The sequence below is a fragment of the Aeromonas sp. ASNIH4 genome (genome assembly GCF_002934425.1).
In the GTDB taxonomy this organism is placed as follows: Bacteria; Pseudomonadota; Gammaproteobacteria; order Enterobacterales; family Aeromonadaceae; genus Aeromonas; species Aeromonas hydrophila.
On sequence record NZ_CP026217.1, the window covers coordinates 1164298 to 1186419 of the forward strand.

The window sequence follows — 22122 nt, forward strand, 5'->3', positions numbered from 1 at the left end:
CATGAGTTCAGACATGTACCCCTCTTATATGACTGAAGGCAGCAGCGTGGTGGCCTATGCCCCCGCCTCCAGCGCCAATCTGAGCGTGGGATTCGATGTATTGGGGGCGGCGCTCGCCCCCGTGGATGGCTCTCTGCTCGGGGATCGCGTCCAGGTCAAGGCGGCTGATGTGCCGTTTGCCCTCTCCTCCGTGGGCCGTTACGCCCACAAGTTGCCGGCTGACCCGAAAAAGAACATCCTCCATGACTGCTGGCTCGCCTATGGCGAGGCGCTGGAGAAGCGCGGCCTTGGTCTCAAGCCGCTCGAAATGGTGCTGGAGAAGAACCTGCCGGTGGGCTCGGGTCTGGGTTCCAGCGCCTGCAGCGTGGTGGCAGCACTCGAAGGCCTCAACGCTTTTCACGGCTCGCCCCTCAATGAACACGACCTGCTGCTGTTGATGGGGGAGATGGAAGGCAAGATCTCCGGCTCCGTCCACTACGACAACGTCGCCCCCTGCTATCTGGGGGGCATGCAGCTGGTGCTGGAAGAGCACGGCGTCATCAGCCAGGGCATTCCGGTGTTTGAGCAGTGGTACTGGGTGGTCTGCTATCCGGGCACAGTGGTCTCCACCGCCGCCGCCCGCGCCATTCTGCCGGCCCAGTATCGCCGGCAGGATTGCCTCACCTATGGCCGCCGGCTGGCCGCCTTCGTGCACGCCAGCTACACCGGGCAGGAGGGGCTGGCGGCGAGCGTATTGAAGGACGTGATTGCCGAGCCCTACCGCGCGGCGCTCATTGAAGGTTTTGCCGAGGTGCGGGCCCAGGCCGCCCAGAACGGGGCGCTGGCTACCGGCATCTCGGGCTCCGGCCCCAGCGTGTTCGTGGTGATGAAGGATCTGGCCCAGGCCGAGCGGATGAAAGATTGGATGGATGCACATTTCGTGCAGAATGAAGATGGATTTGCCCGGGTTTGCAAACTCGACATGGCCGGGGCACGGGTAACAGGAAGCGAGCTATGAATCTTTACAATATCAAGGACAAGAGTGAACAGGTGAGCTTCGCCCAGGCGGTGCGTCAGGGTCTGGGCCGCGAACAGGGTCTGTTCTTCCCCGAGCGGCTCGAGCCGCTGGCCGATGTGGATGCCCTGCTGGAGTTGCCGTTGGTGGAGCGCTCCGCCCGCATCCTCAGCCACCTGCTGGGGGACGAAGTGGCCGCGCCTCAGGTACACGAACTGGTCAAGGCGGCCTTCACCTTCCCGGCGCCGCTGGTGAAACTCAAAGATGGCACCTATGCCCTCGAACTGTTCCACGGCCCGACCTTGGCGTTCAAGGACTTCGGCGGCCGCTTTATGGCCCAGTGCCTCGCGGCGTTTAGAACCAACGACAAGATCACCATACTCACCGCCACCTCCGGTGACACCGGCGCCGCCGTGGCCCACGCCTTCTACGGGCTGGAGGGGATCGAAGTGGTGATCCTCTACCCCAAGGGCAAGATAAGCCCGCTGCAGGAAGCGCTGTTCTGCACCTTAGGGGGCAACATCCGCACTATCGCCATCGACGGCGATTTCGATGCCTGCCAGGCGCTGGTGAAGCAGTCCTTCGATGATGAGGAGCTGAAAAAGGCGATTGGTCTGAACTCCGCCAACTCCATCAACATCAGTCGCTTGCTGGCCCAGGTTTGCTACTACTTCGAGGCGCTGGCCCAGTTGCCGAAAGCCGATCGTGCCAAGGCGGTCATCAGCGTGCCGTCCGGCAACTTTGGCAACCTCACCGCAGGTCTTATCGCCAAGGCACTGGGGCTGCCGGTGAAGCGCTTTATCGCCGCCACCAACGCCAACGATACCGTGCCGCGCTACCTGAAAACCGGCCAGTGGGAACCGCACCAGACAGTGGCCACTCTGTCGAATGCCATGGATGTGAGCCGCCCCAACAACTGGCCTAGGGTGGAAGAGCTGTGCCGTCGCAACGGCTGGGCACTGGAAACCCTGGGGTCTGGCATGCGCAGTGATGCCCAGACTCGAGACGCACTCAAGCGCCTGCATGAGCTGGATTACCTGTGCGAACCCCACGGGGCGATTGCCTGGGATCTGCTGGGCGAACAGCTGGTTGAGGACGAAGTGGGGGTGTTCCTCTGTACCGCTCATCCGGCCAAGTTCAAGGAGTCGGTGGACGAGATCCTGGGGCTGGACGTGCCGCTCCCTGGCCCGCTCGCCAAGCACGCCGTGCTGCCGCTCTTGTCCCATAACCTGCCGGCGGAGTTTGCCCGGTTAAGAGCATTTTTGGTTGAATAAAAAGGTTGAGCAAAATAGCTGGGTGCTGAATGGCAGCCATAAAAAATCCCCCGATATCGGGGGATTTTTGTTTTCTGCGTTGAGGTCGAGAGCAACCCGAAATCGGGAGCAAGTTATTCCACGGCCGTTTTTTCACAGCTGGGGTTGCCCAGATCATCGTGAACACTGCAATCCCAGTTGTGCACCCCATCGCTGAGCTGGTCGTATTCCACCTTGGCTGCAGCCAGGTTGACCCCTTCCAGTTCAGTCGGCTGGACGTTCACATACCACACGCGTGTGCCGTCGGTGACGAAGTTCTCCTGCAACGGTTTGATAAGGGCGCTGTCGACTCCTTTTGGCAGGGGAGCGATCCGCTGGTTGCCGCTATAGAAGCCGTCTTTGGTCACGGCGGAAGAGAAGTTCAGGCAGTGGAAGCTGGTGGCATCCACCCCTTGTTGGGGTTCACCTTCGAAATAGAGGGTGCCATCGATGTTGGCCCACCCTTGGCAGACGTCGTACAACGCCACTTTTCCTCGATGAGGGATGACCTTGGTCTGGTCGGCCACATAGTAGTAGTGGCGCTGGTCAGCAGCCTGACCATGGGCCGTCTTCAGGTGTTTGGGGTCCGCTCCCTCGAGCAGTTCACCGGTGATGAGAAAGACATGACGATCGTCGCTGGCAAAAGGGTGGTCAAGCAAGGTAAAGGCGGCGGTATTCACTGGCACCTTGATCTGCTCGCAATAGGCATAGGCCTGCTGCCCGCTCAGCAGAAAACTGCCGAGCGCCTTGGCAGTGTTGAGATCGAAGCTGTCGGGCAGTGGCTGGGCATTGCAGAAATAGCGCCCCTGCGAGTGGGCAATGCTGAAATCATCGTTGCGGTATGTGACATCAAAGTCGCTCGGCACAGCTCCGGCCAGCGGGATCCCCGCTTGATTGCCATAGGGTTTGAAGATGACCTTGCCGGCATCAAGCTGATAGGGGGCAACAATCTCTGCATGGCTTGCCAGCGGCAGACAGCACGCCAACAGGGCGCAGTAGCGAACATTCATAAGGGCTCACTGTTCATTGAGAAGGTGGGTGATGATGCGAAATGGCCGCCAGGGCTGCGAGAGCACTGCACGCCCCAAAACGGTGCCGTTTGGCATCATACGTAGATGGGTTTCCATATGGCAAGCATTAAGCGCTGCTAAGAGTGCCCACCCAGCTTGCACCTTGGCAGCAAGCTGTATGTTCAGTTGACCAACTCACCTTCGTCGGGTTAGCCTCTTGGCTCTTCTGATATATGAGTACTTCCTCCGATGCGCATTTAACCTGTCCGCACCCCGCTTTTGATTCCTCTCCCGCCAGGGAGATCGGGTGCGTCTTACCGTGACAGGTTGATGCTGATTCCTCTGCTTTTTTCCCACTTGTGGACACGTGTCCCTGTCATTTGGCTTGGCTCTTGGCCTGCGGCTTCCGCATTGGCCCACAGGAGTTCAGATGACCCATATCGCATGTCATATCAACGCCTTGCAACTGCCCTTCGGCGCCTGCACTGTGCCCCTTACCTTCACTTTACCCGCTGCGGGCTGCTCCCTGATCGGCCGCAACGGCATCGGCAAGAGCCTGCTGCTCGAACTGCTGGCGGGCCAGCGCCGCGCGGCTGCTGGCAAGATTGAGTGGTTGACCCCCATCAGCTGGTTGTCCCAGTTCGCGCCCGCGCAGGCTCATGACGACGGAGCCAGCGTGGCCGACCTTATCGGCTGGGGCGAGCCGCTGCGGGCCCTTGAGCGCATCGAGCAGGGGAGCTGTGCCCTGGACGATTTCGAGCGGCTGGCTGATCGCTGGAACCTGCGCAGCGATCTTGCCGACCTGCTGGCAGAGGCGGGCCTCAGGCTCGATGCCCATACTCCGGTCAGCACCCTGAGCGGCGGCCAGCTCACCCGCTTGCGCCTGCTGGCACTGTTTGCGAGATCTGCTCACTTTCTGTTGCTCGATGAGCCGGACAACCACCTGGATGCCAGTGGCATCGCGTGGCTGAGCCAGCGATTGGCCAGCCACAGTGGTGGCTATCTGCTGGTAAGCCACGACCGGCGCCTGCTCAATCAGACCAGCCAGATTCTGGAGCTGGGCGAGCAGGGGCTGCAGAGCGCGATCGCAAGGGGGCGGCCCAGCCGCTGGTGATCACGGCGGCGCGCCACAGGCGCTGGCACGATCAGCAGGTAGATCTGGTGCTGCAACGGGGAGAGCGTTGTTTGCTGGTCGGTCGCAACGGCAGCGGCAAGTCGAGCCTGCTGCAAATGCTGCGCGGTGAGTTGGCGCCCGAGGCGGGCAGCTTTCGCATCAATGGCCGGCTGGCGTGTCTTGATCAGGGGCTCAGCCTGATTGCGCGAGACCTCAGCCCGCTGGCCAATCTGCTGGCGGTTGCACCGACACTGTCTGAGAGCGACGCAAGAACCCGGTTGGCGGGTATCAAACTGCGCGGCGATCGCGCTCTGATGCCCTGTCATGGTCTGAGCGGTGGCGAGCGACTAAAACTGGGCCTGCTGATGGTGCTGGCGCAACTGCCAGACCTGTTGCTGCTGGACGAGCCGGACAACCATCTGGATCATGTCTCGCGCCAGCTGCTTATTCAGGTGTTGGCCGACTACCCGGGTACCCTGCTGCTGGTCTCCCACGATCCCGAGTTTATGGCCGGGGTAGGGGTTGAAAGGGAGTATTGGTTGGGGGGATAGGGGGCTAAATCGTGAGCCAGCCAAGGAATGGCTGGCTCAGAAAGGTGGGGGGCCTAGATTATGACTCATATAATACTCTTCTTGAACAGGATGTAAGTCTCATCTAAACAAAGCAGGTGTTCTCATAGTTATTATTCGCAGTAGATACAGAAAAATTATTGTTTGATTAATGTGTCTTTTAGTGATGGTATTATTTTTTTGATATGTTCCTCATGTATTTGCAAGCTACAGAACTTGGATATTTCAAAAGCTACAGTGGTATTATTGATATTAATAGAGGTGCTTAGCTTATCAATTTTGTATTCTTTGTTGGCTATTAACTGGGTTAACGATTCGAAGGCATCTTTTGTACTAGTTATTTCTATTGTGGCTCTTGCATTTTTATCTATAGCTAGCTGACTTACTTTAACTTTTTCTGCACCATTGATCTTGGATTGTAATTCTAGCTCAAGAATATCCTTGAATTTTTTTAAGTTTATTTCAGGGGTGCTGAATCCAATTTGAAAGTCCAGTGCGCTTGAAAAATTCCTTATAAAGTTTTTAATGGTACTCGGTGGGTTGTTAATTACCATCAACATTCTATTTGTATCTAATGTCTCAATGTGAAAATTGATGTTGCGATATGTTATGTATGAGATTTCATCGACTACATTTCCGAACTGATCATAAGCTTCCTCATGAAATTCAAGTTTCTCTGAGTAAGTGGCATAAAGAGTTTCATCCTCACTTAGCGATAATCCATAAAATGTAAAATCGTTATTCTCATTACCTGTTTTTTTTAAATCAGAGAGTATATTGAAAGTGTTCTTTTTACTGTTTATTAGTAACATTCTGAATCTATTTCGACTCATCTGAATTTTCCTCCAAAGCTGAGATCAAGATTTCATTAATTATTTTTTTAGCTGTTGTTTCTATGGCTTTTGATATTTCAAGCTCCTCTTTGGCATCTAATCTAGATGGGTTTTTATTATATTCACCTTGACTCTTATATTTATACTTGCCTCGGGTTATATAAGAAAAGTTTTCAAATGTTTCTGGTTCACCAAACATAGCCTCTATTTCATATATGTCCGAACCTATAAGGTTCTCTTCAAATTTCCATCTAATTTTAGATATGTAATACCCTCGTTCATAAAGCTCTTGAAGTTCACCTGACTGTAATACTCCTTCGCCTTTTAATGACGCTCTACTAATATGTATGCCTAGCTCACCAGATCTTTCTTTGTCATCATCAGAGGGTTTGGGATGATATACATAGACATCTGTCACATCGATAGGTTTATGGTTCTCCATGCCATATAATAATTTTTGGAAAAAAGATGTTCTCGCAATAGCATCATCAACAGATGCTAAATTTATGTTTGTAAAATCGAAAGGTGAGTCTGTTTCTTCGGCTTTTCGGACAAGGGATTCACGAATTATTTTTTCATACTCTCTTACTTTAGGGTTGTCTGGGTATCTTACCGTATAACCGGTATCATTTTTCTCAATTGTAATGCAGGCCTCTTTTTTTACTATTTGTTTAAACTCAGATTTAGTGTAGTCAGGTGTTTCATATGTTATGTCTATGATATAGCTACCATTTGAATCTTCATGCCATATGCATAAGTCTCTTTCTTGGGTTATCTTTGTTTTTAGGGTATTAAGAGTTTCTTCCAAAGCATCTTGATCAATTCTAGTCGTATAATCACCAGTAGTTACTTTTTCTTTACGTTGTATAATGCCCATTGCACTGGCTATTTTTTGATGATCATAGTAGTCGTGATTATATTTCGAGAACTCACGCGATAGATCTTCTCGTTTACTTTCTATTGAAATAATAACTCTTCGTGAAAGAAATAAATCTCTCAATTCTGAGTTGTTGATTTTGGATGTGTTTAATGCGTCAAATAAAGCCTTATCTGTAACGCTATATAGATAATTTTTATGCATGAACACTCTTCCAGCCAATGTTTTCAGAATCGTAGAACTCTCTTGTATATGGAATCATATCAAGATGTATATTTAGACTTCTTCCCGCATCATCGTAGCCCCATTCATGAGCATACTTTTCTAAAGCCCTTGTAAAATGAGAGCGAGCTGAAGAATCGGCATTAACTTGAGGTATTTTTAATCTTATTTTGTTTTCGCTATTTAGAAGTTGATATTTAGATAGCAAATCTAGTAGATAGATAAACTCTTTGTCTGTTTTTCCCTCTCGATTATAATAAACGATATACCCTGGGCCGGATACAGTTTCTATATTGGAATTTACAATTTCTTTTACTTCATCATGCTTAATTATAATAAATGGGGATGATAATAACTCTATAGTAGCTGGAAGATATTTCTCTGATGATGTTACCTTGTGGAAAGTTAGCTGTGGATAGTAGAATCCATAGTCATTTTTTGGAAATGTGCTTAAGCGAATCATATCGCTAATATCAGCAGCAATACTCATCCAATAGTTAATTAAAAGAGGTTCGACGAAATGAAGTTGTTTATCCTTGGGTACAGGGATTTTAGATAGTTGTATCGGCTTTGGTGGTCTGCCTAGCTGTCCTTTCTCTCTTTTTGGAGGATAAAAAAATTCATAAAACTCTTTTTGTTGCTTGTTGTCATGATTGTAAACAAAAAGGAGTCCACGGACTTCATAATCTCCAGGAGGAATAGCGTATTTTCGTTGCCAATCGGGGCTGTTCTCGGCGCAATCAATAGTTTTTGCTAATGATATTAATGCATCCTCTACCATTGTAGAGTTTATGGTTCCCTCACCATAACTCTTTAGATCTGTATTAAGAAGAACATTCTTGTTGCTGTATGGGTCTTTATATCCAAAGACAACATCTACAGGATGTGTATGCTTTTGGGTTTTATCTTTTTCTAGATGTTTTTGTTGTTTCCGACATGGAAAATCTTGGTCGTATGGGCCATATTGCTTCCATTTAAAAATGCTCAATAATTTTTCAGATACAATTTTTGCTATGTCCTCACGAGGACCATTTTCAGCCATTTAATATCTCCTATTTTGAAGTAATAACTTACTGACTTTCAACTCTAATTAAAGAACACGCTACCGCCCATGGATTACAGCTTCCAATATGCTCCATCGACCTGCAGGCGGGGCCCGGATGGTGCTGTAGGCGCCGAATGACCAGCATATCCTCAAGCCTCATACGCAAACCAGTCAAAAATTGACGTAACTATCAGGAAGATCTGCGTTTTATGCGCCAGTTCAAAAATGGGAGAGGCAGGACAAGGATTCCCATGGCCTTTGATTTTATTGGTGTTGGCGGGCGTGGTGGAGAAGAGGGGTCTGACTTGCTGTTGAGACGGAGCTGGCTGGGGAGAATCCCGCTTGGCCAATCGGCGCTATAGTGCGGCTATGGTGCCCTGTGCTCCGTGGCCCTGGCTGGCAAGGCGAGGGATCTGCGGCAACAATCAGCTGTTGTCATAACAGTTACTTGCAATCAGATCATCATGCAAACGGGTCACCATGCCAACACATCACAATAAGGAACGTCATATGAAGCGTATTGCCATCCTGTTCGGCCTGCTCTGCGGCAGTGTGCTGCTGGCCAATCCGGTCTTTGCCAACGACTCGGCCCAGTTGCAGTGCGAGGCGCAGGCCGCGGCCAAAAAGCTTAACGGCGCCGCCAAGACCAGCTTTGTCGGCAAGTGCGTGAAAGATGCCGCCGGCGCTGTGAGCGGCGAATGCGAGAAGGCGGCCGCCGACAAGAAGCTGGCCGGCGCGGCCAAGAACAGCTTTATTCAGAAGTGCGTGAAGACGGGGGCTGCGGTGGATCCGGCGGCCAAGTGCGAGAAGGCGGCGGCCGACAAGAAGCTGGCCGGTGCGGCCAAGAACAGCTTTGTCCAGAAGTGCGTGAAGGATAGCGCCGCCAAGTAAGGCGTTTTCTTGTCCGGTGTGTTTGCGGGGGGCCTGATGGCCCCCCGCGCTTTTTGGGGCGTGGGGCGTTATCGCTGACCGGGTGACTAGGCTGTGTTCTCAAAATGCTAGGGGCTTGCCGCAAGGGCTGGGCTGATTCAGAGCCAACAAGCGGCGGCGAAGGGGGGCAAGCTGAGGTGGTTCTGGAGAAGTTGCCGGAACTGGGATCTCGATCGGGGCAACAGGACTTTTGTCCTGCAAGGGGCGAGGGGGCGGGGGCTAGGATGCCCTCATCCACACGAGTCAAACTGGAGCACAACAACAATGACCGCTCATATCAATGCCAACCCGGGCGATTTCGCCGAGACAGTCATCATGCCGGGGGACCCGCTGCGGGCCCGCTATATTGCCGAGACCTTTCTGACCGATGCGCGCGAGGTGACCAATGTGCGCAACATGCTGGGCTACACCGGCTACTACAATGGCCAGCGCATCTCGGTGATGGGCCACGGCATGGGGATCCCCTCCATGGTGCTCTACGCCCACGAGCTGGTGAACGACTTCGGGGTCAAGCGCATTATCCGCATCGGCAGTCTGGGGGCGACCCAGCGCCACGTGCAGATGCGTGACGTGATCCTGGCGCAGGCGGCGGGCACCGATTCCCCCACCAATGCCAAGCGCAGCGCCGGTTACCAGATGGCCACCTCGGCCGATTTTGCCCTGTTGCACAAGGCCTTTACCAAGGCGCAGGAGAAGGCGATTCCGGTCAAGGTGGGCAATATCTTCACCGGCGACCTCTATTACGATCCGGACGACAACCTGATCCCGGCGCTGGAGAAGTTCGGCGTGCTCGGCATCGACATGGAGGTGGCCGGTCTCTACGGGCTGGCCCATCAGCAGGGGATCGAGGCGCTCGCCATCCTGACTGTCTCCGACCACTGCCTGACCGGTGAAGAGACCACTGCCGAAGAGCGGCAGCTCTCCTTCAACCAGATGATCGAGCTGGCGCTGCACACCGCGCTGTAAGCGCCGCGGCCTGCCCAACCCTGCACGCACCCTGACCCTTATGAGAGATCCAATATGAACAATAAGCTCTCCCTCACTGCCATCAGCTTCCTGGCCAACTTCGTGATGGCCGGTTTTGCGACCCAGTTCGGCATGCTGATCGACCCCATCGCCGCCAAGTTTGGCGCCGACGTCAATCAGGTGGCCTCCATCTTCTCCCTGCTCAACGGCGGGGCACTGGCGGGCACCATTGCCGCCTTCTTCCTCATCGAGAAGGTGGGCCTCAAGCGGATGACGCTGCTCTGCTACGGCCTGATCGCGCTGGCGGCGGCCGCGCTCCATCTGACCGGCTCGCTCTATGTGGTGATGGCGGCCATGACGGTGATCGGCCTGTGCGGCGGGGTAGGGCTCTGCATTGCGGGGACCCTGGTGGTGAGCGTCTGGCAGGCGCGGATGCAGAGCACCATGCTGGTGGTGCAGGATGCCACCTTCAACGTGGCCGGGGTGGTCTTCCCGCTCATCACCACCTACACCCTGACCCACGCCATGGCGTGGAGCTGGAGCTATCTGGCGGTGGGCGTGGTGGCGCTGGCGACCATGCTGGTGGCGGTGCTGACCAACTTCCGCAGCTGCGAGGCGGGCGGCGAGAGCGCCGGCAACGAGCACTCGGAGTGGAACCTCGGCATCATCAGCGGCGGATTGGGGCTCTTTCTCGGCATGCTGGCGCTCTACACCTTCCTCACCTGGGCGCCCATGTTCGTGAAGAACAAGTTCGGCATCCCCTTCGAGGAGGCGGGCAACATCATCACCCAGTACTGGACGGCGGCCCTGCTCGGCGCGCTGGTCTCGACCGCCATCGTGACCCGCATTGCGATCCGCACCTTCCTCTTGGTGATCATCACGCTGGCGATGGGGATGACGGCGCTTATCGTCACCACCGACAACCTGAGCCAGCTGCCTTACCTCACCTACGGTTACGGCTTTGTCTGCGCGGCCCTCTACAACGCCTTTATCGCCTACGGGGTGTCGTTTGTGCGCCAGGCATCGAGCAAGAACGTCTCCTACATCCTCATCAGCGGCAGCGCGGGGGCCATGTTCAGCCCGGCCATCAGTGCCATGTTCGAGCAGGTGATCGGCCTGCAGGCGGTGATGTACGCCATCCCGCTTATCTATGGCGTGATCCTCGCCATGCTGGTGGCGTCGCTGCGCATGGCCCGGCCCCAGCCTTGTCTGGCCTGAGCGGGGGAGTAAACAGCAAGAGGGGCGGTATCGACCGCCCCTCTTTTTTGTTGCTGTTCCGCTTGTTGCTGTTCAGGCGGCGACTGATGCCTGCGACTTATGGCTGCTCCAGAAAGGCCTTGAGCCCCGCCAGATCGCGGATCTGCAACCCCTCCTCGCCGCGCTCCACCAATCCTTTATCCATCAACTCTTTCACCGCCCGCCGGTAGACCCGGTCGGTGGTGCCGAAGCGTTCCGCCTCCTGATACCCCTTGCGAAAGCCGCTCACCGGGTTGTGGTGGCAGTGGCTGTGATAGAGGTCGAGGGCGATGTTGTAGCTGATGGGGTAGAGCATGCGGCAGGTGAAGATATCCACCGTGTCCTGATAGTCGATGGCAATGGCGGTGGCAAAGAAGAGCGCCACCTTGGGGTGGGCGACCAGCGCCTGCTCCAGCTGCTCGCCGTCGATGCGGGCCACCTCCAGCGGCTCCTCGGCGATGATGTCGAGCTGGCAGCGGTAGCCGGTGAAGAACTCCATCTCGCCAAACAGCTGGTGGTCGCACTCCAGGGTGCCGAGCTGAAAGCGGCGGCCATTCATGGCGGTGTGGCCCATGGCGATGCGGCCGCTCTTGACCAGCACCAGATCCCGCAGCGGTTCACCCTGGCGCATCAGGGGCTCTCCCTCGGGGATGAGACGCTGCTCCGTGATGCAGGAGCTGACCACCTGTTCGATGAGATGGTGGCCGGCCTGCCAGTGGGGCTGAAAGCGCCCCTTGAGAAGGGGTTTGAGTTGCATGGGGTTCCGGGTCGTCGCCAAACACAAACGGCTATTACACACCCTGCCGCTGGCAGACTCCAGCCCGAAGGCGCTGAGGGCCGGCGTGAGCATGCGAGGGTGTGACGGGGATCGGGCTGGCAGGACTGGGGCGGACACGGCTGGAGCGGATAGGGTGGGAGCACAGCCCAGCGCAAGCTGGCTCAGATTATCAGACCGGACTCAGGGCGCTGGCGCTGTTCTGCTCCAGGCTGGCGAGGGCCGTGCGCAGCCGGGCCAGGCCGATGGGCTTGTAGAGGCACTCGTCCATGCCGGCGGCCAGGCAGCGCTCCCGCTCGCGCGCGGTGGCGTGGGCGGTAAAGCCCCAGATAGGCAGGGTATGGCCGCGGGCGCGCAGGCGGCGGGTCAGCTCGAAGCCATCCATCAGCGGCATCTGGCAGTCGGTGATGACCAGATCGAAGGGGTGGCTCTGGATGGCTCGCAGCGCCTCGACCCCATTGCCGCGCACGCTCACCTCGTGGCCCAGGTGCTTGAGCTGCTGGCGCAGCAGCACCTGGTTGGCGTGGTTGTCGTCCACCACCAGCACCCGCAGCCGGCCGGAGGCGGCAGGGGGGGATGGCCGCTTGGGGGAGGGCACCATGGCCGACGCGGTGTCGAGCGGCGCAGGCAAGGGTTCGCACTCTAGCTTTGGCTCTGGCGCTGGCGCCAGCGGGGTGAGCGGCAGCCGGATCCTGAGCTCGGTGCCGGCGCCAAGCTCGCTGCTGACCGCTATCTTGCCCCCCATCAGCTGGCACAGCATGCGGGCGATGTTGAGGCCAAGACCCGTGCCGGCGAACTGGTAGGGGTAGTGGGCGCGGTAGAAGGGGTTGAACAGCCCGGGCAGCTTGTCGGGCGCTATGCCCACCCCGCTGTCGCGGATGAGCAGGTGCAGCTGGGGTTGCTCCGCGCTCCCCGCGAGGCTGGCCTGCAGGCTCACTTCCCCCTGCTCGGTGAACTTGATGGCGTTGCCGAGCAGGTTGAAGACGATCTGGCGCAGGCGCGGCCCGTCGATCAGCACCCGCGGCAGGGGATCCAGCTCGACCCGGTAGCTGAGCCCCTTCTGCTCGGCCATGCCCGCAAAGGCACGGGCCACCGAGTGCAGCAGCGGCGCCAGCTCGCACGGCTCAGGGGCCAGAGTCAGCTGGCCCGACTCGATGCTGGAGATGTCCAGCACGTCGCCGATGAGATCCAGCAGGCCGTTGGCGGATTCGGAGGCGATGCGCAGCTGCTCGCCGGTGTAAGGGGCGAGGGCGGGATCCTGGCTCGCCAGCTCCAGCATGCCGAGGATGGCGTTCATGGGGGTGCGGATCTCGTGGCTCATGGTGGCCAGAAAGTCGCTCTTGGCGCGGCTGGCGCGGTCGGCCTGCTCCTTGGCGCGGCGCAGCGCCTCCTCCATGGTCTTGCGCTCGGTGATGTCGATCCAGCCGTTGATCACCCCGCTGATGGCGCCGCGGTAGTCAAAGTAGGGCACCATCCAGTGGTAGACGAACTGGCGCGGGCCGCGCTGGCTGAAGATGCGATCCGACAAGATGGGGCTGCCGCTTTGCAGCACCTGCTGAAAATCCTGCTCCAGGGTAGTGATGGCGTCGGCGCCAAGCAGCCCCTTGAGCCCCTCGGCAAACGAGGTGCCGAGCACCCGCTCGATGGGGGCGTTGAGGATGGCCAGGTACTTGCTGTTGCAGAGGATCACCTTGCCGCGCTTGTCACGCACGACGATGGGGTGGGGCAGGCTCTCGCCGAGCGCCTCGATGAAGCGCACGTGCTCCTCCAGCTGGCGGCGGGAGGCCTGCTCCGAGCGGGCCAGCCGGTTGAGCATGCGGTTGCGATAGAGCAGCAGCAGGGCGACGGCGAACAGGCCGGCCAGCAGCAGGTAGAAGTAGGGGGCGTTGCGCTCCATGAAGGTGGGGGCCGGCAGTTTGCGGTTGCGCCACTGGTAGCTCATGGTGGCCAGCTCGTTGGGGGCGATGGAGAGGATGGTCTTGTCGATGACATCCATCAGCATCTGGTTGCCGGGCAGGCTGGCAAAGCCCATCCGGATGGGCTGGTTGTCGGCGGGGCCGGCGATGCGGATCTGGCTGAGCCGGCCGCACTCCACCGCGTGCTGGGCAAAATAGAGCGGCACGATGGCGGCGTCGAGCCGGCCGTCGTCGACTGCCGCCATCGCCTTGTCGGCGCTCTCCAGATAGCTCACTCTGCTGTTGTCGAGCCGCCTGGCGATGGGGTTGTAGTGGGTGCTGCCCACCCGCTTGCCGGCGAGCTGTGCCAGATCGCCGCTCAAGGCATCCCCCTTGCGGGCCACCAGCACATAGATGTCGTCGGTGGCATAGGGCAGGGAGGGGCGCAGCCGGTAGCTCTCGGCCACCGGGCGGGAGATGGCGCCGATGAGATCCAGCTCGCCCCTGAGCAGGGCCTCGTTGCGCGCGAGCTCCGAGCCATAACTGACGAACTCGAAGCGCAGGCCGGAGCGCCGGCTGATCTTCTCCAGCATCTCCACCGACATGCCGGTGAGCTGGTTGTCGTAGTCGCGCACCCCGTAGGGGTAGAGATCGTCCATCAACCACACCCTGACTGGGCCGGCCGTCGCCAGCCAGGCGCGCTCCTCTGCGCTGTAGAGCTCGCTGGGGCGCTCGACGATGTCGCGGATGGGGCCGTTCCACTGGCTGAAGATGAGGCTGTGGGTAATGTCGCTCACCCCCGCCAGGGCGTGATTGAGCAGCGCCAGCAGCCGGGGGCTGTCGGACGAAACCGCAAAGCGAAAGCCGTCTGCCGCGATGGCGGGCTGCGCCTGGCTGCGCTGCCGGATCTTGTCGAAGCGCTCGCTGTTGAGGTAGTGCAGGGAGTGGGGGTCGCTTAGCAGCAGCGGCTCGCGACCGAAGAAGACCGCATCGAAGGCCGCCACGTTGGAGGGGTAGTTGACCAGCACCAGATCCGGGTAGTAGCGCTTGAAGGCGGCCTCGTCCACATACCCCTGTACGGTGGCGACCCGCTGGCCCGGCAGCAGCAGCGGGCCCTGTTCGGCGGCGAGCGCCGAGAAGACCGGGGCACTGCTGAAATAGCGCTGGCTGAGGGCGATGCCCGCCTGGTCGGGGCCGCTCAGGCTGAGGTTGCCGAGATTGACGAGATCAAGCTCCCCCGCCCGCAGCGCCGCCAGTACGCTGCGCTTGTCGTCGAACACCCGCAGCTCGACCGGCTTTTGCAGGGTCTTGGCGACGATGTCGAGATAGTCGGCGGAGTTCCCCTCGAAGTGCTCGTCCGGCCCGGTCATGGCGAACGGGCGGTAGTCGTGGCGCAGCACACCGACGCGCAGCAGCTGGTGTTGGGCCAGCCACTGCTGTTCGGCCGCCTGCGTGGGGGCCGGGCTGCTCTGCAGATAGTGACGGCTGTGCAGGGTGAGCGCCTGGGCGCAGAGGGGAAACAGCAGGCAGAGCAGCAGCAGGGGTCGAATAAGGTTCATTGCCGGCTTGTACCCCTCCCGCTGGTCAGATGGTGATCGAAAGCGGCGATTCTACCGAAGAGCAGCGGACAATGAACCTTTATTCAGCAGTTTGTCAGTGCCGGCGCCATAAAAAATGGCGGGAAGCGACCCGCCATCTTGCACTGTCTGGCACTGCCAGGGCTCAACCGAAGCGGTAGGATCCCATGTAGAGGCTGCCGCCATCCCAGCTGTCGTGCAGCTTGACCGGCTTGTCCTGGCCGGCGGCACCGAGTGCCACAAACAGCGGACGCAGGTGATCGTCGTGGGGATGGGATTCCACCGCCCCCGGCGCGCGCGCCCGGTAATCTTCCAGCGCGGTCCGGTCGCCTTCGCTCATGGTCAGCTCCAGCCAGTTGACGAAGCTGCGGGCCCAGCCCGGCACCGGCGAGTTCTCCGGCCCCAGTGCCCGCAGGTTGTGGGTGATGGCGCCGGAGGCCAGGATGCCGATCCCCTGGGTGCGCAGCTGCTGCAGCGCCTCCCCCAGTTGCCACAGCTGGCGCGGGGTGAAGCTGGCCGGGATGGAGAGCTGCACCAGCGGGACGCTGCTGGCGGGATCCATCAGCGAGAGCGGCGACCAGACCCCGTGATCCAGCTCGCGGCGTACCGGCTCGGCGGGCAGGCCCGCCAGCAGCAGCTGATCGCTCACCGCCTCCTGCAGCCAGAGCGGGCTGCTGGCCGGCCAGCGGATGTGGTAGAGCGGCTCGGGGAAGCCGTAGAAGTCGTACATCAAGGCCGGATTGGGCTCGACGTTGATCTGCAGCTCGCTGCGGGTAAACCAGTGGGCCGAGATGACCACCAGCCCCTTGAGATCGCCAAGGCGCAGATTTTTGAGGAAATGGGTCGCCGGCTGGTCGCGCAGAACCAGATCCGGGGCGCCATGGGAGATGAACCAGACGGGGGCGATAGACATGACAGACTCCATATGCGTTGTGCCGGTGCGCGGCGCACCAAAAACTCTGGGCCAGGGCGACATGCCACTGACGATATGGTCATTATCTGCCCCGACAATGAAGTTAACAATCCAGCTTGATGAATAAGCACTGTTCACTATTGGTTGATAGTGAAGGGGGGGAAGGAGGGGTGGTTTACTTATGACAAGGCCGGCGCAGTGGCCGGCCCTGGGGGATCAAACAGGCGACAGGCCTGCCATCAACAACTTACTGAATACCCAGCAGTTCCACGTCGAAGATCAATACAGATCCCGGCGGGATCTTGCCGGCGGCGCGATCGCCGTAGGCCAGGTTGGCGGGGATGTAGAAGCGGGTCTTCTCCCCTTCCACCATCAGCTGTACCCCTTCGGTCCAGCCGGCGATCACCTGGTTGAGGCCAAACTCGATGGGCTCGCCGCGGGCGACCGAGCTGTCGAAGACGGTGCCATCCAGCAGCTTGCCTTCGTAGTGCACCTTCACCTTGCTGGTGGCGGTGGGGTGAACGGTGCCGGTGCCCGGGGTCAGCACTTCATACTGCAGGCCGGAGGCGGTGGTGGTCACCAGGGTTTTTTCCTTGTTGGCGGCGAGGAACTCGGCGCCCTTGCGCACGTTTTCCACGGCCTGCTTCTTGTTGTTGCTGCTCGAGTAGAAGTAGTAGGCGACGCCGGCAACCAGCAGCGCGATCAAAACGAATTTCATCGGGTATCCCTATGTCGTGAAATGCCGAGAGGGCAGTGAGTGCGGCATCTTATCCCAGCCGGGGGGCGAGGGCGAGCCGGCGGGCGGCAAGATGTGACTGGGCGGGCAAAGCCAGAGTTAGAGCCAGAGCCGAGGGACGCAGCGCATCCCCCGGCCCCTGTCGTTACTTGGCAGCCACCATCATCAGGGCGGGCAGGGCGAAGAAGAGGCCCGCCACGTAACCGAGCGCCAGCAGCTTGTTCTCGCTGCCGACCCGGGCCAGCCCCTCGGCCGCCTTGACCGGCAGCTCGCGCAGGAAGGGCACCCCGTAGATGAGCACCACGGCGAACAGGTTGAACAGCACGTGCACCAGGGCGATGGTCAGCGCCAGCTTGGCACCGGCGCCGCTGATGGCGGTGGCGGCCAGCAGGGCGGTGATGGTGGTGCCGATGTTGGCGCCCAGGGTGAAGGGGTAGAGCTGACGGGTGCTGAACACGCCGCCGCCGGCCAGCGGGATCATCAGGCTGGTGGTGGTGGAAGAGGACTGCACCATCACGGTGACCAGGGTGCCGGAGGCGATGCCGGTCAGCGGGCCGCGGCCCAGCGCCCGGTGCAACAGATCTCTGGCACGGCCCACCAGCACCCGTTGCAGCACCTTGCCGAGCCAGGTGACGCAGCCGAGGATCAGCAGGATGCCGATGCAGATGGTGGCGATGGCGGGCCCTTTGCCCGGCAGGAAGGCTACCAGGCCGTCGATGAAGGTGAGGGCCGGGGAGAGCAGCGGCTTCATGAAGTCCATCCCCTGCATCGACATGTCGGCGGAGCCCGCCAGCAGGTCGGCCAGCGCCTCTGCGCTCTTTTGCAGCAGGCCGAACATCAGTTCCAGCGGCAGGAAGATGAACACCGCCAGCAGGTTGAAGAAGTCGTGCACGGTGGCGGCGGCAAAGGCGCGGCGAAACTCGCCCCGATCCCGGATATGACCGAGAGAGACGATGGTGTTGGTGATGGTGGTGCCGAGGTTGGCGCCCATCACCATGGGGATGGCCATGCCGATGGGCAGGCCGCCGGCCACCAGGCCGACGATGACCGAGGTCACCGTGCTGGAGGATTGCACCAGGGCGGTCGCCAGGATGCCGAGCAGCAGGGCGACGAAGGGGTTGCTGGCGAAGGCGAAGATCTGGGCCGCGCCCTCGGCGCCGCCGGAGAAGCCCTTGAAGCCGTGGGAGACGGCGCCGACGGCAACCAGGATCAGGTAGATCAGAGTGATGACAGCGAGCCAGTTGAACAGTGGGCCGGTACGACGGGTCTGCTGTTGTGCGAAAGATGGGGTGCTGTGCATGAAGCCTCTTGGGACAGTCTGCGTGAAAATGGACGGGCGCATTAGACCAAGGCTCCATGACAGAAATATGACAAAGTGACACTTTTGTGATGCTTTGATGACATGAAAGGCGGGGCTCATTGGACAGGAGGTGTCGGAGCTGGCCGGGATCCCGGCCGGTTTGGCCGCAGATCCCCCGCGCGGCTTGCAGCCGGGAGTCAGGGCGCTATGCTGCCCCCTTTCCTTCCCTCAACGAGAGTGATGTTGTTATGCGTGCATGGGTGCTGTGTCTGTCCCTGGGTCTGCTGTCTGCCGGTGCGCAGGCGAGCGTGTTCAAATCCGAGTGCAACCTCGACAAGGCGGTGAAGAACGAGGCGCTCAACGCGACCCTGGGGGTCAAGGGCAACTGCGACACCGACAAGCTGGTGCGCCAGCAGAAAGAGAAGGCCAAGGCCGAGGTGAAGAAGCACACCACGGACGTGCTGGACCAGAAGACCGCTGGCCTCAAAGAGGGCAAGAGCCAGCTGCAGGGGACTCAGCAGAAGGTCAATCAGGCCGGTCAGCAGCTCAAGCAGACCCAACAGGATGTGAAGGCGGTAGCCAAGGATCCGCTCAAGGCGGCCGCCACCGCGGTGATCAATCAGGGCTGATCAGCCTGCCTGCTTTGGGCGGGGCCGCGAGCGCGGCGTGCACAGCAAGAAGGGGAGCCATGGCTCCCCTTCTGCATTTGTGCTTGTTCTTGCCGCCCTTACTGGGTGTCGGCCGCCTCTTCGTACTGACGGAAGGGGATGCGGAACACCGCGAGGCGCAGGAACAGGTAGGTGACGCCGAGGCCGGCCCAGATCAGGCCCAGCTCCAGCGAGCTCTGCTCCAGGTTGATCCAGAGCGCGCCTATGGTGGCGGCGCCCAGCAGCGGCAGCACCAGGAACAGCAGGTGCTCCTTGAGGCTCTTGTTGCGCTTCTCGCGCACCCAGAACTGGCCGATGACCGACAGGTTGACGAAGGTGAAAGCCACCAGGGCACCGAAGTTCACCAGCGCCAGCGCCATGTCCAGATCGAACGACACCGCGGAGAGCGCCAGGGCGCCCACCATCAGCACGTTGATGGCCGGGGTGCGGAATTTGGGGTGGATGTAGCCGAACACCCGCTCCGGGAGCATCCGGTCACGCCCCATCACGTAGAGGATGCGCGACACGCCGGCGTGGGCGGCCATGCCGGAGGCCAGCACCGCCACCGTGGTGCACACCAGTACCACGCTCTGGAACAGGGTGCCACCGACGTAGAGGGCGATCTCCGGCAGTACGGCGTCCGGCTCCTTGAAGCGGGCCAGATCCGGGAAGTAGAGCTGCAGGAAGTAGGAGACGGCCACGAAGATGATGCCGCCGATCAGCGCGGTCAGCACGATGGCGCGAGGGATCACCTTGCCGGCGTTGGGGGTCTCTTCGGAGAGCGAGCTCAAGCCGTCAAAGCCCAGGAACGAGAAGCAGAGGATGGTGGCGCCGGTAAACAGCGGCACCATGCCGGCCGACTCGAAGTGGAACGGCCGGCTGCTCAGCAGGGTCGCCGCCCCTTCACCGTGATAGATGCCCCAGCCCATCAGGCCGAGGAAGACGGTGATGATGGCGAGCTGGATGAAGACGATGACGCCGTTGAAGTTGGCCACCAGGTTGATGCCGCGCAGGTTGAGGAAGGTCATCACGGTCACCAGACCGAAGATGAAGATCCAGGGCTCGACGCCGGGAAACATGGCGGTCAGGTAGATCTTGGCCAGCAGGATGTTGATCATCGGCATGAACATGTAGTCGAGCAGGGAGGACCAGCCGACCATGAAACCGATGTAGGGGTTGAACACCTTCTGGGCATAGGTATAAGCCGAGCCCGCGGAGGGGAAGCGGCGCACCAGATGGCCGTAGCTGAAGGCGGTCAGCAGAATGCCGCCGAGCGCCAGCAGATAGGCGGTGGCGACGCGGCCTTCGGTAATGTCACCGACGATGGCAAAGGTATCGAATACCGCCATGGGTGTGAGGTAAGCCAGACCCATCACCACTACCTGGAACAGGGTGAGCGTCTTGAGCAGCTTGGCACCGGCCATCACGCTTTCTCCTCTGCGATCGCCAGGTCGGCGAAGGGGGACGGGATCAGGGACGCAGCGCGTCGCTGGACACAGGGGACGCCGGTCTGTGGCACAGACGGGTGGCGTACGCCGGCGGGCACCGGCAGGAAAGCAGTGAAATGCCCCATGTTTTTCCTCACAACGTCGGGAGATTGCCTGGCAATCTCGATATCAATTCCGGTACAAAGTCCGGCCTCTTGGTGAATGTGGTTTTCCCCTAAAAAACGAAGAACCGATGCTGCAAAAAACATCGGCTCTCAGGGGCGGCGTATTGTGCCCTCAGGGGGGGGAGGACACAAGCAAAAAAGCCCCGGTCGGGGGATTTTGTTGACCTGGGTCAGGTCGGGCTGCGCCACCGGGCTGGCAGCCAGTGTTGACGGGGGCTGCAGCGACGCAGGTCACGCGCGAAAAAGGCTGTTGCGCAGGGCTGACAGGGGTAAAAAAAGGTTCTTCGCGGGATCTTGGGGAAGTGGAAGTTGACAGACAGGGTGCTGGTAAACTGGCTGTCTCCAAACACACCACCACCATCACCCTGCTGTCGCCGTGCATCATATTGATATTGCCTCCTTCTGGCCAGGTTATACCGTCATCGCCCAAGCGCTTTCTGCCAACCATCACACCCTGTTTACCCTTGAGCCTCGCGCCGACTTCTTGCCCCGTTGTCGCCGATGCCTGCAACCCACGCCATTGATCCACGACCAACGTATCCGCCGGGTGCGTGAGCGAGACCTATTTGACCGACAAGTCTGGTTACAACTGCCTGTTCGCCGCGTCGACTGTCTGCGCTGTGGTCGCGTCAGTGAACATATCGACTGGCTCCCCTCTGGCTCCCGCCTCACCCGGCGCATGCAGTGCTGGATTGAAGCGCTCGTTCAGTACCTCCCCATCCGCCATGTCAGCCAGCTCACCGGGGTCGGTTGGCACACCATCAAGGAGATCGACAAGCGCCGTTTGCAGACCAGTGTGGGCACCATCGAACTTGGGGAGGTGCGGCGGCTGGTGATGGATGAGTTTGCCCTGCACAAGGGACACCGCTATGCCACCGTGATCATGGATGCCGAGCGAACCCGCGTCCTGTGGGTGGGGCACGGCAACAGCCGGGCCGCTATCCGTCCCTTCTTCGAGCAGCTCGGCGAGCGATGCCAGCAGATTGAAGCGGTGGCGATGGACATGAACACGGCGTTCGACCTGGAGGTGAAGCAACACTGCCCGCAGGCGGAGGTGGTCTACGACCTGTTCCACGTGGTGGCTCGCTATGGCCGAGAGGTGGTGGACCGGGTGCGAGTGGAGCAGGCGAATGCACTGAAAAGCGATAAACCGGCGCGAAAAGTGGTCAAAAGTGCGCGTTGGTTGCTGCTACGTAATCGGGCGAAGTTGAGTGAAAAACAGGATGTGAAGTTGCAGGAGCTGTTGGCGGCGAATCAACCGCTGGCGATGGTGTACGTGCTGAAAGAGGGGTTGAAGGGCATCTGGTATGCGCCGAGCGTGTGGGAAGGATGGCGACGATGGCGGAGCTGGATGCGGCAGGTGAAGGAAAGCGGGCTAGCGCCGCTGCAACGATTTGGTCGAAATTTATCGAAATATATGCGGGGGATCCTGGCGAGTGCAAACTACCCGATGCACACGAGTGTGCTGGAAGGGGTGAACAACAAGATCAAAGTGATAAAGCGTATGGCATATGGATTTAGGGACTCAGAATACTTTTTTCTGAAAATCAAGGCGGCCTTCCCCGGAAAGCCGCGATGA

General features: G+C 59.1%; 18 protein-coding genes and 1 pseudogene. 8 read left to right on the plus strand and 11 right to left on the minus strand.

The features are described 5' to 3' along the window. The first annotated feature begins 1 nt into the window (after nt 1). Both thrB and thrC read left to right on the plus strand, forming a co-directional pair. A complete protein-coding gene (thrB, locus tag C2U40_RS05480) occupies nt 2-997 on the plus strand; it encodes a homoserine kinase (protein ID WP_103828552.1) in 996 nt (331 codons plus the stop codon). Then, the gene (thrC, locus tag C2U40_RS05485; protein WP_103828551.1) at nt 994-2268 is read left to right on the plus strand and encodes a threonine synthase; all 1275 of its coding nucleotides are present in this window, start codon (nt 994-996) and stop codon (nt 2266-2268) included. The genes thrB and thrC overlap by 4 nt, the downstream gene beginning before the upstream one ends. Nucleotides 2269-2381: 113 nt before the next feature. Here the strand turns inward: thrC and C2U40_RS05490 are convergent, their stop codons facing one another. Next, entirely contained in the window at nt 2382-3296 is a 915-nt protein-coding gene (locus tag C2U40_RS05490) for a DKNYY domain-containing protein (RefSeq protein ID WP_044800454.1), read from the minus strand. Nucleotides 3297-3726: 430 nt separating this feature from the next. Between C2U40_RS05490 and C2U40_RS05495 the strand changes: the two are divergent. Then, nucleotides 3727-4961 (plus strand): annotated as a pseudogene (locus C2U40_RS05495) (ATP-binding cassette domain-containing protein). A 155-nt stretch (nt 4962-5116) separates the two neighbouring features. On the opposite strand, the gene C2U40_RS05500 reads toward C2U40_RS05495, so the two are convergent. Genes C2U40_RS05500 through C2U40_RS05510 form a run of 3 tightly spaced genes read right to left on the minus strand, consistent with a single transcriptional unit; the run spans nt 5117 to nt 7953 of the window. After that, on the minus strand, nt 5117-5812 hold the full coding sequence (locus C2U40_RS05500; RefSeq protein WP_181014970.1) for a hypothetical protein: 696 nt from the start codon (nt 5810-5812) through the stop codon (nt 5117-5119). After that, nucleotides 5799-6893 carry a hypothetical protein gene (locus C2U40_RS05505; RefSeq protein ID WP_103829222.1) on the minus strand — a complete coding sequence of 365 codons (1095 nt, stop codon included), beginning with the start codon at nt 6891-6893 and terminating at the stop codon, nt 5799-5801. Before C2U40_RS05505 ends, C2U40_RS05500 begins: the two co-directional genes overlap by 14 nt. After that, a complete protein-coding gene (locus C2U40_RS05510; protein WP_103829221.1) occupies nt 6886-7953 on the minus strand; it encodes a hypothetical protein in 1068 nt (355 codons plus the stop codon). The genes C2U40_RS05505 and C2U40_RS05510 overlap by 8 nt, the downstream gene beginning before the upstream one ends. A gap of 513 nt (nt 7954-8466) precedes the next feature. Between C2U40_RS05510 and C2U40_RS05515 the strand changes: the two genes are divergently transcribed. The 3 genes from C2U40_RS05515 to tsgA all read left to right on the plus strand — a co-directional run bounded on the left by C2U40_RS05515 (nt 8467) and on the right by tsgA (nt 11070). Then, a complete protein-coding gene (locus tag C2U40_RS05515; RefSeq protein ID WP_162498663.1) occupies nt 8467-8847 on the plus strand; it encodes a hypothetical protein in 381 nt (126 codons plus the stop codon). Nucleotides 8848-9150: 303 nt separating this feature from the next. Then, nucleotides 9151-9852, plus strand: a complete 702-nt coding sequence (deoD, locus tag C2U40_RS05520) for a purine-nucleoside phosphorylase (RefSeq protein WP_017780915.1) — start codon at nt 9151-9153, stop codon at nt 9850-9852. A gap of 54 nt (nt 9853-9906) precedes the next feature. Then, on the plus strand, nt 9907-11070 hold the full coding sequence (gene tsgA / locus C2U40_RS05525) for an MFS transporter TsgA (protein ID WP_103829219.1): 1164 nt from the start codon (nt 9907-9909) through the stop codon (nt 11068-11070). A 97-nt stretch (nt 11071-11167) separates the two neighbouring features. Here the strand turns inward: tsgA and C2U40_RS05530 are convergent, their stop codons facing one another. The 5 genes from C2U40_RS05530 to C2U40_RS05550 all read right to left on the minus strand — a co-directional run bounded on the left by C2U40_RS05530 (nt 11168) and on the right by C2U40_RS05550 (nt 18284). Continuing rightward, on the minus strand, nt 11168-11845 hold the full coding sequence (locus tag C2U40_RS05530; protein ID WP_103829218.1) for a Crp/Fnr family transcriptional regulator: 678 nt from the start codon (nt 11843-11845) through the stop codon (nt 11168-11170). A 190-nt stretch (nt 11846-12035) separates the two neighbouring features. Beyond that, nucleotides 12036-15317, minus strand: a complete 3282-nt coding sequence (locus tag C2U40_RS05535) for a response regulator (RefSeq protein ID WP_103829217.1) — start codon at nt 15315-15317, stop codon at nt 12036-12038. A gap of 163 nt (nt 15318-15480) precedes the next feature. Then, nucleotides 15481-16248, minus strand: coding sequence for a DODA-type extradiol aromatic ring-opening family dioxygenase (locus C2U40_RS05540; protein WP_103829216.1), 768 nt, complete (start codon nt 16246-16248; stop codon nt 15481-15483). A 247-nt stretch (nt 16249-16495) separates the two neighbouring features. Continuing rightward, on the minus strand, nt 16496-16966 hold the full coding sequence (locus C2U40_RS05545; protein WP_103829215.1) for an FKBP-type peptidyl-prolyl cis-trans isomerase: 471 nt from the start codon (nt 16964-16966) through the stop codon (nt 16496-16498). Between the two features lie 163 nt (nt 16967-17129). Further along, the gene (locus C2U40_RS05550; RefSeq protein ID WP_024945097.1) at nt 17130-18284 is read right to left on the minus strand and encodes a sodium:phosphate symporter; all 1155 of its coding nucleotides are present in this window, start codon (nt 18282-18284) and stop codon (nt 17130-17132) included. Nucleotides 18285-18532: 248 nt separating this feature from the next. On the opposite strand from C2U40_RS05550, the gene C2U40_RS05555 reads away from it, so the two are divergent. Next, nucleotides 18533-18913 carry a hypothetical protein gene (locus C2U40_RS05555; protein ID WP_043121510.1) on the plus strand — a complete coding sequence of 127 codons (381 nt, stop codon included), beginning with the start codon at nt 18533-18535 and terminating at the stop codon, nt 18911-18913. A 98-nt stretch (nt 18914-19011) separates the two neighbouring features. Here the strand turns inward: C2U40_RS05555 and C2U40_RS05560 are convergent, their stop codons facing one another. After that, entirely contained in the window at nt 19012-20355 is a 1344-nt protein-coding gene (locus tag C2U40_RS05560) for an APC family permease (RefSeq protein WP_103829214.1), read from the minus strand. Next, nucleotides 20355-20504, minus strand: coding sequence for a hypothetical protein (locus C2U40_RS26680; protein ID WP_162837661.1), 150 nt, complete (start codon nt 20502-20504; stop codon nt 20355-20357). Before C2U40_RS26680 ends, C2U40_RS05560 begins: the two co-directional genes overlap by 1 nt. 415 nt (nt 20505-20919) lie before the next feature. On the opposite strand from C2U40_RS26680, the gene C2U40_RS05570 reads away from it, so the two are divergent. After that, on the plus strand, nt 20920-22122 hold the full coding sequence (locus C2U40_RS05570; RefSeq protein ID WP_081000878.1) for an ISL3-like element ISAeme19 family transposase: 1203 nt from the start codon (nt 20920-20922) through the stop codon (nt 22120-22122).